Origin of the sequence: Rhizobium sp. NXC14 (genome assembly GCF_002117485.1) — a bacterium.
GTDB lineage: Bacteria > Pseudomonadota > Alphaproteobacteria > Rhizobiales > Rhizobiaceae > Rhizobium.
Genome location: NZ_CP021030.1, coordinates 2,982,063 through 3,000,342 on the forward strand (window position 1 = coordinate 2,982,063; position 18,280 = coordinate 3,000,342).

The window sequence follows — 18,280 nt, forward strand, 5'->3', positions numbered from 1 at the left end:
AACATCACTCCAGAGAATCTGGCCAGAAATCTGCATTGTTTTTAGAGCAAAATCGCCGGATGAAAAGAGAGCCTGCTTACCCTGACCGGTGAGGACTGCCTACCAGCCTATTCCCAATCCAACGCGTTGCGCAGCCGGATGCCGCTGACATGCAGTCCGCTGTTCCACAGGCCTTTCAGCGGCTGCAAACTGTCGACCACCCGCAGTTCCACTCCGCGCGGCATGAATTCCCGGTCGAGCCGCGAAATGGCGGTGCATTCGATCGGAACTATACGCCGGCGAGCCACCCACATGCCCGCATCGCCGAGCTCCTCGAAACCTTCGGCCGGCAGCGCGTAACGATAAACTGTCACCGCCGAGAGCCGTTCCAGCCAACGACGCTCGACATAGGCTGCTGCCCGGCAACCTGCAAGCCAATGCCGCCTCTCGGCTTCCGGCGTCTCGGACGTGGCCCAGATCAGAATCCGCGGGCAATCTCGCGGAAAGAGATACATGAAGTCATGATCGGCATCGATCGCCCAGACGAGCGGACCGTTCAGCCATTCCTGGCCGGCCGGGCGGATTGGGGGGATGCTAACGGCACGCGGCTCGAACGCTGCGATGCCGGAGTTATCGCTGAAATGGAACAGGCGCATGGCAACGTATCGCCGCTAATCGGAGCAATCGGCATAGCGCGAAGCGGGGTATTTGTCAGCGTGCCGGCTGCGGCTATCAGCCGTTACCGGCCAGCAGCCGCTTCGCCGCCGCCCTCGCCTCTTCCGTTACCGAGGCGCCGGCGAGCATGCGGGCGATCTCCTCGGTGCGATCCTTGTGCGCCATCGTCGCGACGCGCGTGGCGATTTTTTCGGAACCCTCGGCCGCCGGCCCCTTGGAGATCAGCAGATGCGTTGCCGCCCGCGCCGCGACCTGCGGCGCATGTGTGACCGACAGCACCTGGACCCGCTCGGACAGCCGCTTCAGCCGCTGGCCGATCGCATCGGCCACAGCACCGCCGACACCGGTATCGATTTCGTCGAAAACGAGCGTTGGGGCGGAGCCGCGATCGGCGAGCGCCACCTTCAGCGCCAGCAGGAAACGCGACAGCTCACCGCCGGAGGCCACCTTCATGATCGAGCCGGGGCGCGTGCCGGGATTGGTCTGGACATGGAACTCGACGACGTCGATGCCTTCGGGAAGCGCCTCCTGCGCATCCGTGGTGATCTCGACCATAAAACGAGCGCGTTCGAGCTTCAGCGCCGGCAGTTCGGCCATTACGGCAGCAGCCAGCGCAGTGCCGGCTTGATGGCGCTTGTCGGAAAGCGAGCGCGCCGCCGAATCGTAATTCTCTCGCGCCAGACCGACCTCCGCTTCCAGATGCGCCAGCCGCTCCTCGCCTGCATCGAGATCGGCGAGATCAGCGATCATGCGCACCGCAAGCGCCGGCAGTTCGGTGACGGGCACGGAATATTTGCGCGACGCGGCTCTGAGCGCGAAAAGCCGCTCCTCCACCCGCTCCAGTTCTCGCGGATCGTATTCGGTCTTGCGCAGCGCTGCCTCGACTTCCATCTGCGCATTGGAAAGCTGGTCGAGCGCAGCATCGAGTAACGTCACGGTGTCTTCGAGCAGCCCGGGCGCTTCATGGCTCTTGCGCTCCAGTCTGCGCACCAGCGAGGCGATATGCGGCACCGGCGAGGCATTGCCGTTCAGGAATTCGGAGGCTTCGGCGATGTCGCCGGCTATTCGCTCCGCCTTCATCATCCTCTGCCTGCTTTCGGCGAGTTCGTCCTCCTCGCCGTCCTGTGGCGAGAGTTTCTCCAGCTCTGCCACAGAGGAACGCAGATAGTCAGCCTCGCGCGCCGCACTTTCCACCTTCTCGCGATGCTTTTTCAGCGTCCGTTCGCTGTCGCGCCAAATACGATACAGGCGGGAGACCTCAGCAACCTCATCGGTGAGGCCGGCAAAGGCATCGAGCAGGTTGCGATGGGCATTCGTGTCGACAAGAGCGCGATCATCGTGCTGGCCGTGGATCTCGACCAGCATCTGGCCGGCCTGGCGCATCAGTTGCACACCCACCGGTTGATCGTTGACATAGGCCTTGGTGCGACCATCGGCCGATTGCTGACGGCGGAAGATCAGGTCGCCCTCGTCGTCGATGCCGTTTTCACGCAGGAGCACCCGCGCCCCGTGGTCCATGCCGACGTCGAACACCGCCGTCACCTGGCCCCTGTCTTCGCCATGGCGCACCAGACCGCCATCGCCGCGCCCGCCGAGCGCCAGCGAAAGACTGTCGAGCAGGATGGATTTGCCCGCGCCGGTCTCGCCCGTCAGCACGGACAGACCGGTCTCGAAGGCAAGATCCAGCCGATCGATCAGGACGATATCGCGGATCGAAAGCTGGATCAGCATGGGACTTAGGAACCGAGCAGGAGTTTCTTGCCTGCCGCAGCGATCCAGGAGCCCTTGTTCTCACGCGGCTCGGCGCCACCTGTCTGCAGCAGCTTGTAGGAATCGGCGTACCACTGGCTGTCCGGATAGTTGTGACCAAGAACGGCTGCCGCGGTCTGCGCCTCGTCGACGATACCCATGGCGTAATAAGCCTCGACGAGACGGGCCAAGGCTTCCTCGATCTGGTTCGTATTCGGATATTTCTCGACGACGATGCGGAAACGCGAGATTGCGGCGAGATATTCCTTCCGCTCCATATAGTAGCGGCCGATCTGCATTTCCTTGCCGGCGAGCTGATCACGGGCGTAGCGGATCTTCGCCTGCGCGTCATCGACATATTCGGAGTTCGGGTAGTTGTCGATCACAGCCTGCATCGCCTCGATCGTCTTAGCCGAGGCGCGCTGGTCCTGGGTCACGTCGACGATCTGTTTGGAATAGGTGAGACCGATGAGATACTGCACATAGGCAGCGTCCTGGGACTTCGGATATTGCGACATGTAGCGATTACCCGAGGCAAGCGCATCATCGAGCTTGCCCTGGCGGTATTTGACAAAGGTGCTCATGACCAGCGCCTTGCGCGCCCATTCGGAGAATGGGTTCTCGCGATCGATTGCATCGAACTTGCGCGCTGCTTCCGCCATGTTGCCCGCCTTCATATTGGCAAGGCCCTGGGTGTAGAGCACGTCAGGCGGATCGGTTTCGAGGCCAAGCTTGGTGATGTCGATATCGGGATCCGACTGGCAGCCGGAGATCGAGGCGCCTGCGCTCAGCACCAGAAGCGATGCGAACAAAGCGCGCGCTGTCTTCATCATACCTTCAGATCCTGCATAAGCCATTCAAAAGAACCCCAATGCCGCCGCTCGCTCCACGACAGCCACGCCTCGCTGGCGTTTCTAGCCACAAATGTGCATCAAGAGCAACGCAATGATAAGGCATTAACGCATTTTTGTGGCAGCCGCCGCCGGATTGGCCGGCTTTTCACCTTCTTGCCGACCTGTGGCAGCTAAGCAACTGCGAGAAAATGCCTGTCACCACAGACTCGGGCCGACATAAAAAAACCGCCTCCGGGAAGAGGCGGCCTGGTCTTGAGAATATGCTGGAGGTCATGCCGACCAGGGAGCGAATTCCGAAGCGTTGACGGCGATCAGTTCACGAGCGGCGACGCGCTGGCGCGGCGTCGAGGTCTCGACCACCTCGTAGGCGGAGGGATCGGCGAGCAGCGCCTTCAAAGCATTGGCATTCATCTTATGGCCGCCACGATAGGATCGGTAGCAACCGATGAACTGGACGCCAGCGAGAGACAGGTCGCCAACGGCATCAAGCGTCTTGTGGCGAACAAACTCGTCCTTGGCATATCGCAGGCCTTCGACATTGATGACGGTATTGTCGTCCGAGATGACGACGGAATTTTCAAGCGAAGAACCGAGCGCATGGCCCGATGCCCAGAGACGTTCAACATCACGCATGAAGCCGAAGGTGCGGGCGCGGGAAAGTTCGGACTTAAAGACGGCGGCGTTTAGGTCGCCGGCCCACTTTTGCCGGCCGATCAGTGGGCATTCGAAATCGATCTCGACTTCGAAGCGCGTGCCGTCATAGGGACGGAATTCGCTCCAGGAGCCGCCATGCTCGATCCGCACCGGCTTGGTGATGCGGATATAGCGACGCTTGACGCCGAGCGAGATGAGACCGGCCTGCTCGATCGCTTCGACGAAGGGCAGCGAACTGCCGTCCATGATGGGCATTTCTGCGCCCTGCACCTCAATGAGGACATTGTCGAGGCCGAGAGCATAGACGGCGGCCATGACATGTTCGATCGTCGCGATTGAATGCGTGGGTGAGAAGCCGAGCACCGTGCAGAGGTCTGTATTGCCGACCTGCGAAGAGACGGCCTTCAGTTCGGTGATGTCGCCATTATCATGCAGGCGCTGGAAAACGACGCCAGTGTCCGCTTCGGCCGGGTTCAGCGTGATCGAGACATTCGCGCCCGAATGAACGCCGATGCCCGAGAGCGTCACCGGACGCGATACCGTCGTTTGAAAACCCAGCAAGCCAATAGCCATAAAATCTGCCTTTATTTTTCCGCTCCAGCGGTTGGTGCCACGGCGCGGTTATCATTCTTTCTGCAGAAAGAGCCTCGTCTAGACGACTCCCAGCGCAGTTTTCTTGCGCCATATTTACGTGCGCCGGCGCTCCAATCCAAATCACTGTTTCTTTCGTTTTGTTACGAAGTCACACGATTGATATCGCTCAGGAATTCTCGGCCGAAAACAGCAATGCCCGGGACCTGGATCCCGGGCATGAACGGTGCCGAAGCCCGCGATATTTCAGTTCGACTGGCGGCGCAGGAATGCCGGAATTTCCAGCTGATCGTCTTCCTGCATCATGCGAGCCTGCGGAACTGCACGACCCTGATCATCGAGATTGCCGCGGCGTGGCGCATAGAGGCTTGCCTCCGGCGACAACGGACGGCGCTGCTGCGATGCGGCCGGCGGCGCGGCGGTCATGTCGGCGGCAACCGCGTCATCGTCGCGGCGGCCAAGCGAATTGGTGATTCGCTTGAGCAAGCCCATTGGGCCGCGCTCTTCCTGCTGATGCGCCGAAGCCGGCTGCGTGCGGTGGTCGAGTTCAGCCTGGACGACCGGCGGGAAATCCTCGACCTTCGGCATGCGCACCGGTTCAGCCGCCTGCCGGATAATCGGCTCCTGTCGGATCGGCTGCGGCTGGATGGGCTGCTGCTGGACGGGCTGGCTCATCACCGGCTGGCTCATTACCGGCGCCGGAGCCTGCTGCTGCACCTGAGGACGCATGGCCGGAGCTTCCGGTGCAGGCGCGAAGATCTTGCTCTGCGGACGGAAGACTTCCTGCTGCGCAGCAGGCTGCTGGACGGGGGCGCTGGCACGCGGGGCCGGAATTTCGAGCTCACGTTCCATCTCGGATTGGCGGATGGTCTGCGCGATCGGATCGATGGCCTTCGGTGCCTGCATAACCGGCGCAGGCTGAACTGCGGCCGCTGCCGGAGCAACAGCCGCGGAGGGACGGATAGCGGGCCTGGCGGCCGGCTGGAAGTTGCGCTCGGCGGCTTCGCTGATCGCCCGGTCGATACCGGTCGCGACGACCGAGACGCGAATGATGCCTTCGAGCGATTCGTCGAAGGTGGCGCCCAGGATGATGTTGGCGTCCGGATCGACTTCTTCGCGGATGCGGGTCGCAGCTTCGTCGACTTCGAAGAGGGTGAGGTCGCGGCCGCCGGTGATGGAGATCAGCAGGCCCTGGGCACCCTTCATCGAGGTTTCGTCGAGCAACGGGTTGGCGATTGCCGCTTCGGCTGCCTGCAACGCGCGGCCGGCGCCGGAGGCCTCGCCGGTGCCCATCATCGCACGGCCCATTTCACGCATCACCGAGCGGACGTCGGCGAAGTCGAGGTTGATGAGGCCTTCCTTCACCATCAGGTCGGTGATGCAGGCAACGCCGGAATAGAGAACCTGGTCGGCCATGGCGAAAGCGTCGGCGAAGGTCGTCTTGTCGTTGGCAATGCGGAAGAGGTTCTGGTTCGGAATGACGATCAGCGTGTCGACAGACTTCTGCAGTTCCTGGATGCCCATCTCGGCCAGGCGCATGCGGCGGCCGCCTTCGAAATGGAACGGCTTGGTGACGACGCCGACCGTCAGGATGCCCTTGTTGCGGGCGGCCTGCGCGACGACGGGAGCAGCACCGGTGCCGGTGCCGCCGCCCATGCCGGCGGTGACGAAGCACATATGCGTGCCGTTCAGGTGATCGATGATCTCGTCGATGCACTCTTCGGCGGCCGCGCGGCCGACTTCCGGCTGCGAGCCGGCGCCGAGGCCTTCGGTGACGTTGGCGCCGAGCTGGATGATGCGCTCGGCCTTCGTCATCGTCAGCGCCTGCGCATCCGTGTTGGCAACGACGAAGTCGACGCCCTGGAGGCCCGCGGTGATCATGTTGTTGACGGCGTTGCCGCCGCCGCCGCCGACGCCGAACACGGTGATGCGCGGCTTCAGCTCTGTGATGTCAGGCTTTTGCAGCTTGATGGTCATGGTACCTGTTCCTTCTCTCTCTGGCCGCATCGCCACGCCGGCCAATTACGCAAATTTCAGAAGCTTTCCTTCAGCCACTGACCCATGCGGGCTATGCGGCTGTTATTTCCCCCAAGCGACATGAGCAGACCGCTCTGTGACGCATGTGTCTCCATGTCCGCGACCTGCGGATAGATCATCAGGCCGACGGCCGTCGAAAAGGCCGGGCCTTTGGCCGCCGTCGGCAGTCCCGAGACGCCCATCGGACGGCCGATGCGGACGTTGCGGGCCAGAATGCGCCGCGCCACCTCGGCAAGGCCGGTCAGCTGGCTCGCGCCTCCCGTCAGCACGACGCGTTTTCCGACGATCGGGCTGAAGCCGGAACGCTGGATACGGTCGCGGATCAGTTCCATCGTCTCTTCGATTCGGGCCGATACGATGCGCGAAACGAGCGCCCGCGGCACCTGCGACGGCTGGTCGCGATCGTCCTCGCCGATCGGCGGTATCGAGATCAGCTCGCGTTCATCGGAGGAATTCAAGAGCGCGGAGGCATGCACGACCTTCAGCCGCTCGGCATCCTCGATGCGGGTCGAAAGGCCGCGGGCGAGGTCTGTGGTGACATGATGGCCGCCGAGCCCGACGGCATCGGTATGAACGAGCTTGCCTTCGGCAAAGACCGAGATCGTCGTCGTGCCGCCGCCCATGTCGATCGCCGCACAGCCGAGCTCGACCTCGTCGTCGACGAGAGCGGCAAGGCCCGATGCATAAGGCGTCGCGACGATACCTTCGACAGAAAGATGCGCGCGATTGACGCTAAGCTCGAGGTTCTTCAGTGCCGAGCGCTCCGCGGTCACGACATGCATGTCGACGCCGAGCGCATCGCCGTACATTGCCAGCGGGTCGCGAATGCCGCGCTCGCCGTCGAGCGAGAAGCCGGTCGCCAGCGAATGCAGCACCGAGCGGTCCTGGCGCAGCGATTGCTGGCAGGCAGCCGAGAGCACTTTCTTGAGGTCGTTAAGCTCGACTTCCTGACCGCCGAGATCAATCGTCGCGGTGTAGATGTCGCTGCCAAGGCGGCCGGCCGTCAGGTTGACGATCAGGCTCTCGACGGTCAGCCCCGCCATACGCTCCGCCGCATCGACGGCAAGACGGATGACGCCTTCCAGCGCATCAAGATCGGCGATGACGCCGGTCTTGATGCCGCGGGAGCGCTGATGGCCGATGCCGATGATCTCGATATTGTGCGTGCGGCCCGGCAGGATCTGGCTTTCCTCGCGCGGCGTCAGCCGGCCGATCATGCAGACGACCTTGGTCGAGCCGATGTCGAGCACCGAAACGACATGCGACCGCTTCGACGAAAGCGGCTTCAGGCGCGGCAATCCGAAATGGGATGAACCGAACAAGCTCATATATTCTGCCCCGCCTTCTTCAATTCCTTGGTACGCTCCGTAACCGCCGCCTGCCGGCGGACCGCCGCTTCCGGCGTCAGCTGGATCGCGGTCCTGTCGGGCAATCTCAGATCGACCGCGGCGATGTCCCGCTCCAGGAGCTGATGCTCCTTGTCGAACTTCGAAAGCGTGGCCAGCGCCTGATCGATGCCGTCTTCCGGCAGCTTGACGATGACGCCGTTATCCATGTGTAGATCCCAACGACGGCCCGATATCCAGACATAGGCCTTCACCCGGGCCTTCACGTCGGGCCACTTCGCGAAGGCGTCGCCGAGCGAAGCCGCCGCGGTCTCGGCGTCGCGCCCGACGACGAGCGGCAGCGACGAAAATTTGTTGTCGCGCAACGGCGCAATGACGCTGCCGTTCTTCTCGATCAGCGAAAGCTCCTGCCCGTGCTGCCAGATCGCATAGGCCTCACGCTCCTTGAGCTTCACTTCGATCGTCCTCGGATAGATCTTTCGAACCTCGACATTCTCGACCCAGGGAAGGTGCGCGATCTTCCGGCGGGCCGCATCGACGTCGAGCGCGACCAGTGAGGTCGTGCCGTCGAGGCCGATCAGCTGCAGGATCTCGATTTCGGAGGTTTCCGAATTGCCGGAGACCTTCACATTCTCGATCGCAAAACCTGCGGCCGTCGTCGTGGCCTGCGCGACGGCTTCGGTGTGACCGCCGAGCGACATACCGTAGAGGCCGGTCGCAGCCAAAAAGGCAAGCGCCGACACCGTCCCGGTATGGGCCGGAATGTAGATGCGGCCGCTACCGAGGCTGATCAAGAAACGAGTGACGCGGCGCAGCGGACGCGGCAGCACGAATCGCTCTTCGGCTTCCACGATCGGAAGCACAGCATGATGGCTGGGGCGCCCTATCCTCTTGACCGTCAACGCAAACAAGACGCGTCCTCCACCATCCACCGGAGAAACTCACCAAAGGAATAGCCGGCATGACCGGCCATTTCGGGCACGAGCGAGGTAGGAGTCATGCCTGGCTGGGTATTGACCTCCAGCCAGATGATTTCGCCGTCTTCGGAGAAACGATCGTCGTAACGAAAGTCGGACCGACTGACGCCGCGACAACCGATTGCCTGATGCGCCCTTAGCGCCAATGTTTGTATTTTTTGGTAAATATTCGGTGAAATTTTCGCCGGGATGACGTGTTTTGAACCGCCCGCAGCATACTTGGAATCGTAATCATAAAAATTGTGTCCCTGCGGCACCACCTCCGTGACACCGAGCGCAGTCTCGCCCATGACACCGCAGGTGAGCTCGCGGCCGTAGACATAGCGCTCGACCAGCACCTCTTCGCCATAGCGCCATTCGGGCGAACTGACCACCTGCGGCGGATGGGTCTGATCTTCGGTGACGATCACGACGCCGAAGCTCGACCCTTCACGCACCGGCTTCACCACATAGGGCGGCTTCATCGGATGGACCGAAGGAAAAGCGAAACGATTGATGACCTGCGATTCGGCGACCGGAATGCCGGCGGCAGCGGCAACAAGCTTCGCCTTGTCCTTGTCCATCGCCAGAGCCGAGGCAAGCACGCCCGAATGCGTATAGGGGATCTCGAGATATTCTAGGATACCCTGGATGGTGCCATCCTCCCCGAAGGGCCCATGCAGCGCATTGAAGATGACATCGGGCTTCAGCGCCGCGAGCCTCTCGGAGACGTTGCGCGCCACGTCGATGCACGTCACCTTGAAGCCTTCGGCTTCGAGGGCCTCTGCGCAAGCCTTTCCCGAGGAAAGGCTGACAGGCCTTTCCGAGGAAAATCCGCCCATCAGGACAGCGACATGCTTGCGACTCATCAACACCCCCAAAAATAACTTCCACTTTTGAAATCGACGCTTGCGCGAAGCTGTCTGCGTCGTTCGCGCCTTTGCCGGGCCTCACATGCATTAGAGCATCATTATGGTTAATGAAGTGTTTACTTTCGTTAACTGTTAGCCCGGAGTTATGCGGCCTTTTAACTTTTGCTGATTGTGCAACCATTCCCTTCGCGCCCGGGAAATGAACCCGAGCGGAATCGAAAAAGCCCATTCATTCAACGACATATCCAATCGCGCTCAGTCGCGATGGAATCAGTCAACAGAATCGGGTGTCATCTCTCAGCCGGATACCGGCAACAGTGAGGCGGCGGCCCAGCGTCTCGATTTGATTAATGCAAAGGGTCTCGGCGCGGGCGTCACCGCTTTTCTATTGATGCCGATATCACTTCCGGCTAGCGAAGACGCATGGGTGAGCAGGGAGAAAATCATGCGATGCCTCGTCACCGGCGCAGCCGGCTTCGTCGGTAGTCCGCTTGTCAAACGACTGCACATAGACAAAACTTGCGAGCTCGTGGCGACCACGAGATCCCAGGCCTCTCCCTTTCCGCCTGAGGTAGCGCATTTTCCGATTGAAATTACCGACGGAACCGATTGGACAGCCGCGCTTGAAGGCGTCGACGTCATCGTCCATCTCGCCGCCCGCGTTCACATCATGAACGACCGCGCAGCCGATCCGCTAGCGGAGTTCCGCCGGGTCAACACCGCCGCCGCGCTCAATCTCGCCGAACAAGCCGCCCACGCCGGCGTGCAGAGGTTCGTCTTCATCAGCACCATCAAGGTCAACGGAGAACAGACCGACCGGCCGTTCCGGCACGACGACAGGCCGAACCCAATCGATCCCTACGGCATTTCGAAACTGGAATGCGAAATCGGCCTGCGCGAAATCGCAGCGCGCACCGGCATGGAAGTCGTCATCATCCGCCCGCCGCTGGTTTATGGTCCCGGCGCACGCGGCAACTTCGCGCTGCTCGTCAATCTTGTCCGCAGGAAATTGCCGCTCCCCTTCGCTTCGCTAAAGAACCGCCGCACATTGGTCGCAGTGCAAAATCTCGTCGATCTGATCATCGCCTGCATGGACCATCCCGCCGCTGCGGGCGAGACTTTCCTTGCTGGAGATGGCGAGGACCTCTCGACGCCTGATCTCATCAGGGGAATTGCCGCGGGGCTGGGCGTCAAGCCGATGCTGGTCCCCTTCCCGCCTGCACTGCTGCACATGGCGGCAAAGGCACTCGGGAAGGAAGCCGTCTATCAGCGCCTCTGTGGTTCGCTGCAGGTCGACATATCCCGAGCGCGCGACGTTCTCGGCTGGTCACCCGTCGTCACCCCGCGCGAAGGCCTTAAACAGGCAGTAGAATAGCTTATTCGCTCGTCACGCCCTGGAACGGGCGCACTTCCCGGCCGGGCATGAAGACGCCGAGGCGCTTGATTTCCCATTCGAGCTTGATGCCGTCTTTCTCGAAGACCTCACGGCGCACCTGCTCTCCGAGATATTCGAGATCGTAGCCCGTCGCCTGACCCATGTTGATCATGAAGTTGCAGTGAAGCGACGACATCTGTGCGCCGCCGATCACGAGGCCGCGGCAGCCTGCCTCATCGATCAGCTTCCAGGCCGAATGGCCCGGCGGGTTCTTGAAGGTCGAGCCGCCGGTTTTCTCACGCACCGGCTGCACCGTCTCGCGGTGATTGCGCACAGCGTCCATTTCGGCGCGAATCTGGGCGCGATCTTCCGGATAGCCCTCGAACAGCACCGAAGTGAAGATCAGATCGGCGGGTGCCTTTGAATGCCGGTAGGAATAGCCCATCTCTGTATTGGAAAGCACATGCTTGTTGCCCTTGCGGTCTACGGCGTTAACCTCGATCAGCCGCTCACGCGTCTCGACGCCGTTCGCCCCGGCATTCATGCGTGCCGCGCCGCCGATGCCGCCGGGTATGCCGTAGAAGAAATGAAAGCCGCCGATGCCATTGTCCATCGCCATCGCCGCGACATGCTTGTCCGGGCAGATGGCGCCGGCAAGGATGCGGTTTTCACCGGCCAGTTCGACGAAGCCGAAGCCCTTGGCCGACAGGCGCAGCACCACGCCGGGAATGCCGCCGTCGCGCACCAAGATATTGGAGCCAACGCCGACCACCGTCAGCGGCACCTCTTCCGGCAATATCTTCAGGAAGGCAATGAGATCGTCGACGTCATGCGGCTGGAACATCAGTTCGGCCAGACCCCCGGCCCTGAACCAGGTGACGCGATCCATGGGGGCATCCGGCGTGATACGGCCGCGGATATCCTTTACACCGTCTCCGAGAGACGCGAGAAGCTTTTCCCCATTCACCTGTTTCATGCGGACTTTCCCGATAGGCCTTCCAGTTGGTTGGGCAGTGCTGCTGCCCATGATGTGATGCTCCCAGCCCCCAACAGAACCACGAAATCGCCAGGCTTTGCAACCTCCGCAACCATTTGCGGCAGAAGCTCCGCCGAAGCGAGGAAGCGGGCGTCGCGATGGCCGCCGGATTTGATGCGCGAGACGAGCGATATCGAGTCGATACCTTCGATCGCATCCTCGCCCGCCGCATAAACGGGCGCAAGGAAGATGCTGTCGGCGTCGTTGAAGCAGGCGGCGAATTCCTCGAACAAGCTCGCGAGACGCGTGTAACGGTGCGGCTGGTGGACGGCGATGATGCGCCCCTTGCAGGCCTCGCGGGCCGCCTTCAGCACCGCCTTGATCTCGACCGGATGGTGGCCGTAATCGTCGAAGATCTGCACGCCGTTCCATTCGCCGGTCAGCGTGAAGCGGCGCTTGACGCCGCCGAAGGAGGCAAGCCCCTTGGCGATAGCCTCGCTCGATATGCCGAGCCGGTTGGCGACCGCGATCGCCGCCGTGGCGTTCGATATATTGTGGCGGCCGGGCATCGGCATGACCAGCCCCTTGAGCTCGGTCCTCTGGCCGGTGCGGCGGCGGCGGATCTCGACGTCGAAAATCGAGCGCGTGCCGTCGATGCGCACATTCTTGAAACGCACGTCGGCCTGCGGGTTCTCGCCATAGGTGATGATCTTGCGGTCCTCGATGCGGCCGACCAACGACTGCACCTCGGGATGATCAAGGCACATGACGCCGAAGCCGTAGAACGGCACGTTCTCGACGAACTGCCGGAAGGCGGCGCGCACGGCGTCGAAACTGCCGTAATGGTCGAGATGTTCGGGATCGATATTGGTGATGACGGCGACATCGGCGGGCAGCTTCAGGAAGGTGCCGTCGGATTCGTCGGCCTCGACCACCATCCACTCGCCCTCGCCCATGCGGGCATTGGTGCCGTAGGCGTTGATGATGCCGCCATTGATGACTGTCGGATCGAGCCCGCCAGCCTCGAGCAGGGTGGCGACCAGCGAGGTGGTCGTCGTCTTGCCGTGCGTGCCGCCGATGGCAATCGCATTGCGGAAGCGCATCAACTCGGCAAGCATTTCGGCGCGGCGCACCACCGGCAGCAGCTTTTCACGCGCGGCGATGAGTTCCGGATTGCTCTTCTTGATCGCCGTCGAAACGACGACGACTTCGGCATCGCCGAGATTTTCGGCGCGATGGCCTACGAAGACCTCAATGCCTTTGTCGCGCAGGCGCTGCACATTGGCGCTGTCTGATTGATCCGATCCCTGCACCTTGTGGCCGAGATTGTGCAGCACTTCGGCAATGCCGCTCATGCCGATGCCGCCAATGCCGATGAAATGGACGAGACCGATCGCCTTCGGCAGTTTCATGCGCGTGTCCTCTTGAATTCCGAGACTGTCTTGCCGGCGGCAATAGCCTCAACCATGTCGGCAAGCAAGTTCGCCGCATCCGGTTTTCCGGCGAGCTTGGCCGCCGCCGCCATGTGCGAAAGCTTGTCCGGATCGTTCATCACATGGCTCAGTATAGAGGCGATGCGTTCAGGCGAAAGCTCCGACTGAGGGATCACCTTCGCTCCTCCGGTCGCAGCCAGCGCGGCGGCGTTTGCCGCTTGATCATGGTCGAGCGCATGCGGATAAGGCACCAGAATGGCCGGGCGTCCGATGACGGAGATTTCCGAGACCGTGGAGGCGCCGGAGCGGCAGATCACCAGATGTGCCCGGGCAAGGCGTTCCGCCATATCGTTGAAAAATGGCGCGATATCGGCTCCCATCTCCAGCTTGGCGACGCAGCCGCTGACCATCTCCATATCCTCAGGGCGCACTTGCTGAGTCACCCTGAGCCGTCCGCGCAGGCCGTCGTCGAGCAGGCTGATCGCCGTCGGCATGGCCTTGGAAAAATACTGCGCGCCCTGGCTGCCGCCGAAGACCACAAGATTGAACGGCTCGCCGGGATGCGAGGGCAGGTAGGGCTGCTCGGCCGCGGCAAGGATCGCCGGGCGCACGGGATTGCCTGTTGCAACCGTCTTCTCGGAAAAAGCATCGCCGCTTTCCGGCAGAAAGCCGCCGGCAATCGCCTTGACGCGCGGAGCCAGCGCCTTGTTTGCCCGGCCCATGACCGCATTCTGCTCATGCAGCATCGAGGCAACGCCGAGCCGCGTGGCGGCCAGCAGCGGCGGCACGGTTGGGTAACCGCCAAAGCCGACGACAATCACCGGCTTCAGCCGCTGGATCAGCCTTTTGGCCGCTCGCATGCCGCTCCACAGCGTCCACAGCGAGCGGGCGACGGCGACCGGGTTCCTCGAGCCGATCGTCGCCGACGGCACGACATGGATCTGCTCGGCCGGGAACTTGCCGGCATAACGTTCGGCTCGGCTGTCGGTGACGAGATGCACCGAATAATCACGCTCCTTCAGCTTGAAGGCCAGCGCCTCCGCCGGGAACACGTGGCCGCCGGTCCCCCCGGCGGCAAGCAGCACGATGCCTTTGCTCATGACCTCTTACTCCGCGGGCATTCCGTGCGGGACGCGGAAGAGGCTCCGGTCCTGCGCACGTTTTTCCGGGCGATGGCGCGTCAGCGCCAGAATAAAGCCGGCGGTGACGCAGATCGCCACCATGGACGAGCCGCCGTAGGAGATAAGCGGCAGCGTCATGCCCTTTGCCGGCAGCAGCTCGAGATTGACGCCGATGTTGATGATCGACTGGATGCCCATCTGCAGCACGAGACCGGCGACGGCGAAGCGGTTGAAATCGTTGCGCTCGCGATAGGCATGCGACAGGCCGCGCAGCACCAGCACGGAAAACAGCGCGACGAGCGCCATGCAGAAGACGATGCCGAATTCCTCGGCAGCGACGGAGAAGATAAAGTCGGTATGCGCGTCCGGGATGATGCGCTTCACAATGCCCTCGCCCGGTCCCTGACCAAACCAGCTGCCGCGGATGATCGCCTCACGGGCCGTGTCGATCTGGAACGTGTCGCCCTCGCCGGTCATGAACTTGTCTATGCGCAGCGCAACGTGCGGAAAGACGTAGTAGGCGCCGAGCAGACCGCCGGCGCCGCCGATGCCGAGCAGCATGATCCAGATCCAAGGCATGCCGGCCATGAAGAACATGCCACCCCAGACAGCGGTCGTCAGGATGGTCTGGCCGAGGTCGGGCTGCGCAACGAGCAGCGCGGCGACAATGCCGAACAAGATAATGGCAAAGAGATTGCCGGGGATTTCAGGCTGACGCGCATGCTCGGCAAACAGCCAGGCGCAGACGACGACGAAAGCGGGCTTCATGAATTCCGACGGCTGGATCGAAAGGCCGGCGATCCAGATCCAGCGCCTGCCGCCCTTGACCTCCTGCCCGACGAACAGCACCAGCACCATCATCGCAAGCGAGATGATCAGGAGCAGGATTGCGGTTCGCCGCACCTGGCGCGGCGTCAGGAAGGACAGCCCGAGCATGACGGCGATCGAGGGGATCATGAAGGCCGCATGACGCTTGACGAAGTGGAAGGGTTCGAGCCCGATGCGCTCGGCAACAGCTGGAGATGCCGCAAACGACAGCATGAAGCCGATGCCCATCAGGAAGATGAACATCGCCAGGAAGAAGCGGTCGATGGTCCAGAACCAATCGGCCAGAGGCCCACGTTCCGCGCGGCTTACCATGTCATTTCTCTCCTATTGCCGGATCGATCAGCATCGTCATTCCGTCAAGGGAGGCCACATGGCTGACGAAGGCATCGCCCCTGACTTCGAAATTCTTATACTGGTCGAAGCTTGCGCAAGCCGGGGATAACATCACGGCGGAAGCAGCAGCTTCGTCGCGCTCCGCATCGGCCGCCGCATGTACGACTGCGCGCTCCAGCGTGCCGGAGATCTCGTAGGGCACGGCCTCGCCGAGGGTGGCGGCGAACTCCGCCGCCGCCTCGCCGATCAGATAGGCCTTGGCGATGCGCGGGAAATAGGGCGCCAGCGTCGTGATGCCGCCCGCCTTCGGCAAGCCGCCGGCAATCCAGTAGATGCGATCGTAGCTCGAAAGCGCCGGTGCGGCCGCATCGGCATTCGTCGCCTTCGAATCGTTGACGAAGACGACGCGGCCTCGTTTGCCCACAGGCTGCATGCGATGCTTAAGGCCGGGGAAGGAGACGAGGCCGGCGCGGATGGCGTCGGCGGAAACCCTGATGGCAAGGCAGGCGGCAACCGCCGCGGCGGCATTCTGCGCATTGTGGCTGCCACGCAGCGTCTGGATGCCGTCGAGATCGGCGAAAGGCAGCATGGCGCCGCCGGCGGCTTGAACGAGCTTGGTGCCCTCGGCATAAATACCGTCAGCCACCGCACTCCGGCGCGAGATACGGACCACTTTGACATTAGCCCGCTCGATGCGGTCCGCGATCAATGCCGAATGGCTGTCGTCGATGCCAACAATCGCGACATCGCTGCCCGCAACCATGCGTTCCTTGACGTCGGCGTAGTGCTGCATCGTGCCGTGACGGTCGAGATGATCGGGCGTCAGATTGAGCAGGATGCCCGCGGAAGGGTTCAGCGTCGGCGCCAGATCGATCTGGTAGGAAGAGCATTCGACGACGTAATAACGTCCCGCCTTCGGCGGATCGAGCGTCAGCACCGCCGTGCCGATATTGCCGCCGAGCTGGGTGTCGTAGCCGGCGGATTTCAGTATGTGGGCGATCAGCGCCGTCGTCGTCGATTTGCCGTTGGTGCCTGTTATGGCGATGAAGGGGCAATCCGGCGCATGGGCGCGGCGCTCGCGCACGAAGAGCTCGACGTCGCCGACGATGTCGACGCCGGCCGCCCGCGCAAGGTCCACTGTCCAGTGCGGCTTCGGATGGGTGAGCGGCACGCCGGGCGACAGCACGAACAGCGCCTGCTGACCCCAGTCGATATTGTGCAGATCCTCCGTCCGGATGCCTTCCGCCGACGCCTTGGCGACGCTGTCGGGATTGTCGTCCCAGGCCGTCACCTCGGCGCCGCCGGCGACCAGCGCGCGGGCAGTGGCAAAACCGGAGCCGCCGAGCCCGAAGAGCGCGACCTTCTTGTCCTTGAGCGTCGTGACCGGGATCATCGCCGCCTCACCGGAGTTTCAGCGTCGAGAGGCCGAGCAGAGCGAGGCCGACGGCGATGATCCAGAAACGGATCACCACCTGGCTCTCGGTCCAGCCCTTCTTCTCGAAGTGATGATGGATCGGCGCCATTAGGAAGACGCGCCGGCCGGTCATCTTGAAAAAGCCCACCTGGATGATGACCGACAGCGTCTCCATGACGAAAAGACCGCCGATGATTGCCATGACGATCTCATGTTTGGTGGCGACGGCAACGGTGCCGATGGTGCCGCCGAGCGCAAGCGAGCCCGTATCGCCCATGAAGATGGCGGCGGGAGGCGCGTTGAACCAAAGGAAGCCGAGGCCGGCGCCGATGACGGCGCCGAGCACGACGGCAAGCTCGCCGGTGCCGGGCACGAAATTGATCTGCAGGTAGTTCGCAAACACGACGTTGCCGGCGAGATAGGCGATGACGCCGAAAGAGGCGGCGGCGATCATCACAGGCACGATGGCAAGCCCATCGAGGCCATCCGTCAGGTTCACGGCATTGCCGGCACCGACGATAACGAATCCGCCGAAGACGACGAACATAATGCCGAGATTGATCAGGAAGTCCTTGAAGAATGGAAAGGCGATTGAAGAGCCAAAGGTCGAGCCCGCCGCCCCGGAGGCAAGGGCCGTGCGCATCATGAAATAGACCGCAATACCGGCAATGACGAACTCGATGCCGAGGCGCGCCTTGCCGGAGAAGCCCTTGTGACTCTGCTTGGTCACCTTGAGATAATCGTCATAAAAGCCGATCGCCCCGAATCCCAGCGTCACCAGCAGCGTGGCGACGACATAGACGTTGGAAAGATCGGCCCAGAGCAGCGAAGCGCCGACGATGCCGGCCAGGATCATCAGGCCGCCCATGGTCGGCGTGCCGGCCTTCTTGAAATGCGTCTGCGGCCCGTCGGCGCGGATCGGTTGGCCCTTGCCCTGGCGGATGCGCAGCGAATTGATGATCGTCGGCCCAAACAGGAAGACGATCAATGCGGAGGTGAAGAGAGCGGCCCCTGTGCGGAAAGTGATATATCTGAACAGATTCAGAAATTTGAAATATTCCGACAGTTCGACAAGCCAGATCAGCAT

The 18,280-nt window shown here is 62.3% G+C and carries 15 protein-coding genes; 1 reads left to right on the top strand and 14 read right to left on the bottom strand.

What is annotated here, in order from left to right:
* Window positions 1-107: 107 nt before the first annotated feature.
* The 8 genes from NXC14_RS14730 to NXC14_RS14765 form a co-directional block, all read right to left on the bottom strand.
* Window positions 108-635, bottom strand: a complete 528-nt coding sequence (locus NXC14_RS14730) for a DUF6886 family protein (RefSeq protein WP_085778770.1) — start codon at window positions 633-635, stop codon at window positions 108-110.
* 76 nt (window positions 636-711) lie between these two features.
* Complete coding sequence (gene recN, locus NXC14_RS14735; RefSeq protein ID WP_085778771.1) at window positions 712-2,385, bottom strand: DNA repair protein RecN; 1,674 nt, start codon at window positions 2,383-2,385, stop codon at window positions 712-714.
* Window positions 2,386-2,390: 5 nt separating this feature from the next.
* On the bottom strand, window positions 2,391-3,260 hold the full coding sequence (locus NXC14_RS14740) for an outer membrane protein assembly factor BamD (RefSeq protein ID WP_170965882.1): 870 nt from the start codon (window positions 3,258-3,260) through the stop codon (window positions 2,391-2,393).
* A 267-nt stretch (window positions 3,261-3,527) separates the two neighbouring features.
* Window positions 3,528-4,484 (bottom strand): UDP-3-O-acyl-N-acetylglucosamine deacetylase, encoded by a 957-nt coding sequence (lpxC, locus tag NXC14_RS14745; RefSeq protein ID WP_085778772.1) that lies wholly within the window; start codon window positions 4,482-4,484, stop codon window positions 3,528-3,530.
* Window positions 4,485-4,748: 264 nt separating this feature from the next.
* Complete coding sequence (gene ftsZ, locus NXC14_RS14750) at window positions 4,749-6,479, bottom strand: cell division protein FtsZ (RefSeq protein WP_085778773.1); 1,731 nt, start codon at window positions 6,477-6,479, stop codon at window positions 4,749-4,751.
* A gap of 56 nt (window positions 6,480-6,535) precedes the next feature.
* The gene (ftsA, locus tag NXC14_RS14755; protein WP_064803798.1) at window positions 6,536-7,867 is read right to left on the bottom strand and encodes a cell division protein FtsA; all 1,332 of its coding nucleotides are present in this window, start codon (window positions 7,865-7,867) and stop codon (window positions 6,536-6,538) included.
* On the bottom strand, window positions 7,864-8,796 hold the full coding sequence (locus tag NXC14_RS14760) for a cell division protein FtsQ/DivIB (RefSeq protein WP_085778774.1): 933 nt from the start codon (window positions 8,794-8,796) through the stop codon (window positions 7,864-7,866). Before NXC14_RS14760 ends, ftsA begins: the two co-directional genes overlap by 4 nt.
* Window positions 8,784-9,710, bottom strand: coding sequence for a D-alanine--D-alanine ligase (locus tag NXC14_RS14765; protein ID WP_085778775.1), 927 nt, complete (start codon window positions 9,708-9,710; stop codon window positions 8,784-8,786). The genes NXC14_RS14760 and NXC14_RS14765 overlap by 13 nt, the downstream gene beginning before the upstream one ends.
* Before the next feature lie 448 nt (window positions 9,711-10,158).
* On the opposite strand from NXC14_RS14765, the gene NXC14_RS14770 reads away from it, so the two are divergent.
* Window positions 10,159-11,088, top strand: a complete 930-nt coding sequence (locus NXC14_RS14770; protein WP_085780128.1) for an SDR family oxidoreductase — start codon at window positions 10,159-10,161, stop codon at window positions 11,086-11,088.
* A 1-nt stretch (window position 11,089) separates the two neighbouring features.
* Here NXC14_RS14770 and murB read toward each other — a convergent pair whose 3' ends face one another.
* The 6 genes from murB to mraY are packed head-to-tail and all read right to left on the bottom strand — an operon-like array spanning window position 11,090 to window position 18,280.
* The gene (gene murB, locus NXC14_RS14775) at window positions 11,090-12,064 is read right to left on the bottom strand and encodes a UDP-N-acetylmuramate dehydrogenase (protein ID WP_085778776.1); all 975 of its coding nucleotides are present in this window, start codon (window positions 12,062-12,064) and stop codon (window positions 11,090-11,092) included.
* Window positions 12,061-13,476, bottom strand: a complete 1,416-nt coding sequence (gene murC / locus NXC14_RS14780) for a UDP-N-acetylmuramate--L-alanine ligase (RefSeq protein WP_085778777.1) — start codon at window positions 13,474-13,476, stop codon at window positions 12,061-12,063. Before murC ends, murB begins: the two co-directional genes overlap by 4 nt.
* Window positions 13,473-14,597: an undecaprenyldiphospho-muramoylpentapeptide beta-N-acetylglucosaminyltransferase gene (gene murG / locus NXC14_RS14785; RefSeq protein ID WP_085778778.1), complete on the bottom strand. Its 1,125-nt coding sequence runs from the start codon at window positions 14,595-14,597 to the stop codon at window positions 13,473-13,475. Before murG ends, murC begins: the two co-directional genes overlap by 4 nt.
* A 6-nt stretch (window positions 14,598-14,603) precedes the next feature.
* Window positions 14,604-15,758 (bottom strand): putative lipid II flippase FtsW, encoded by a 1,155-nt coding sequence (ftsW, locus tag NXC14_RS14790; protein ID WP_085778779.1) that lies wholly within the window; start codon window positions 15,756-15,758, stop codon window positions 14,604-14,606.
* Window position 15,759: 1 nt separating this feature from the next.
* Window positions 15,760-17,172, bottom strand: a complete 1,413-nt coding sequence (gene murD / locus NXC14_RS14795) for a UDP-N-acetylmuramoyl-L-alanine--D-glutamate ligase (protein ID WP_085778780.1) — start codon at window positions 17,170-17,172, stop codon at window positions 15,760-15,762.
* A 7-nt stretch (window positions 17,173-17,179) separates the two neighbouring features.
* A complete protein-coding gene (mraY, locus tag NXC14_RS14800) occupies window positions 17,180-18,280 on the bottom strand; it encodes a phospho-N-acetylmuramoyl-pentapeptide-transferase (RefSeq protein WP_085778781.1) in 1,101 nt (366 codons plus the stop codon).

Excerpts from the sequence above, each read along its gene's own strand:
- NXC14_RS14730 (WP_085778770.1), bottom strand. The coding sequence starts at position 635 with ATGCGCCTGTTCCATTTCAGCGATAACTCCGGCATCGCAGCGTTCGAG.
- recN (WP_085778771.1), bottom strand. The coding sequence starts at position 2,385 with ATGCTGATCCAGCTTTCGATCCGCGATATCGTCCTGATCGATCGGCTG.
- NXC14_RS14740 (WP_170965882.1), bottom strand. The coding sequence starts at position 3,260 with ATGGCTTATGCAGGATCTGAAGGTATGATGAAGACAGCGCGCGCTTTG.
- lpxC (WP_085778772.1), bottom strand. The coding sequence starts at position 4,484 with ATGGCTATTGGCTTGCTGGGTTTTCAAACGACGGTATCGCGTCCGGTG.
- ftsZ (WP_085778773.1), bottom strand. The coding sequence starts at position 6,479 with ATGACCATCAAGCTGCAAAAGCCTGACATCACAGAGCTGAAGCCGCGC.
- ftsA (WP_064803798.1), bottom strand. The coding sequence starts at position 7,867 with ATGAGCTTGTTCGGTTCATCCCATTTCGGATTGCCGCGCCTGAAGCCG.
- NXC14_RS14765 (WP_085778775.1), bottom strand. The coding sequence starts at position 9,710 with ATGAGTCGCAAGCATGTCGCTGTCCTGATGGGCGGATTTTCCTCGGAA.
- NXC14_RS14770 (WP_085780128.1), top strand. The coding sequence starts at position 10,159 with ATGCGATGCCTCGTCACCGGCGCAGCCGGCTTCGTCGGTAGTCCGCTT.
- murB (WP_085778776.1), bottom strand. The coding sequence starts at position 12,064 with ATGAAACAGGTGAATGGGGAAAAGCTTCTCGCGTCTCTCGGAGACGGT.
- murC (WP_085778777.1), bottom strand. The coding sequence starts at position 13,476 with ATGAAACTGCCGAAGGCGATCGGTCTCGTCCATTTCATCGGCATTGGC.
- murG (WP_085778778.1), bottom strand. The coding sequence starts at position 14,597 with ATGAGCAAAGGCATCGTGCTGCTTGCCGCCGGGGGGACCGGCGGCCAC.
- ftsW (WP_085778779.1), bottom strand. The coding sequence starts at position 15,758 with ATGGTAAGCCGCGCGGAACGTGGGCCTCTGGCCGATTGGTTCTGGACC.
- murD (WP_085778780.1), bottom strand. The coding sequence starts at position 17,172 with ATGATCCCGGTCACGACGCTCAAGGACAAGAAGGTCGCGCTCTTCGGG.
- mraY (WP_085778781.1), bottom strand. The coding sequence starts at position 18,280 with ATGCTGATCTGGCTTGTCGAACTGTCGGAATATTTCAAATTTCTGAAT.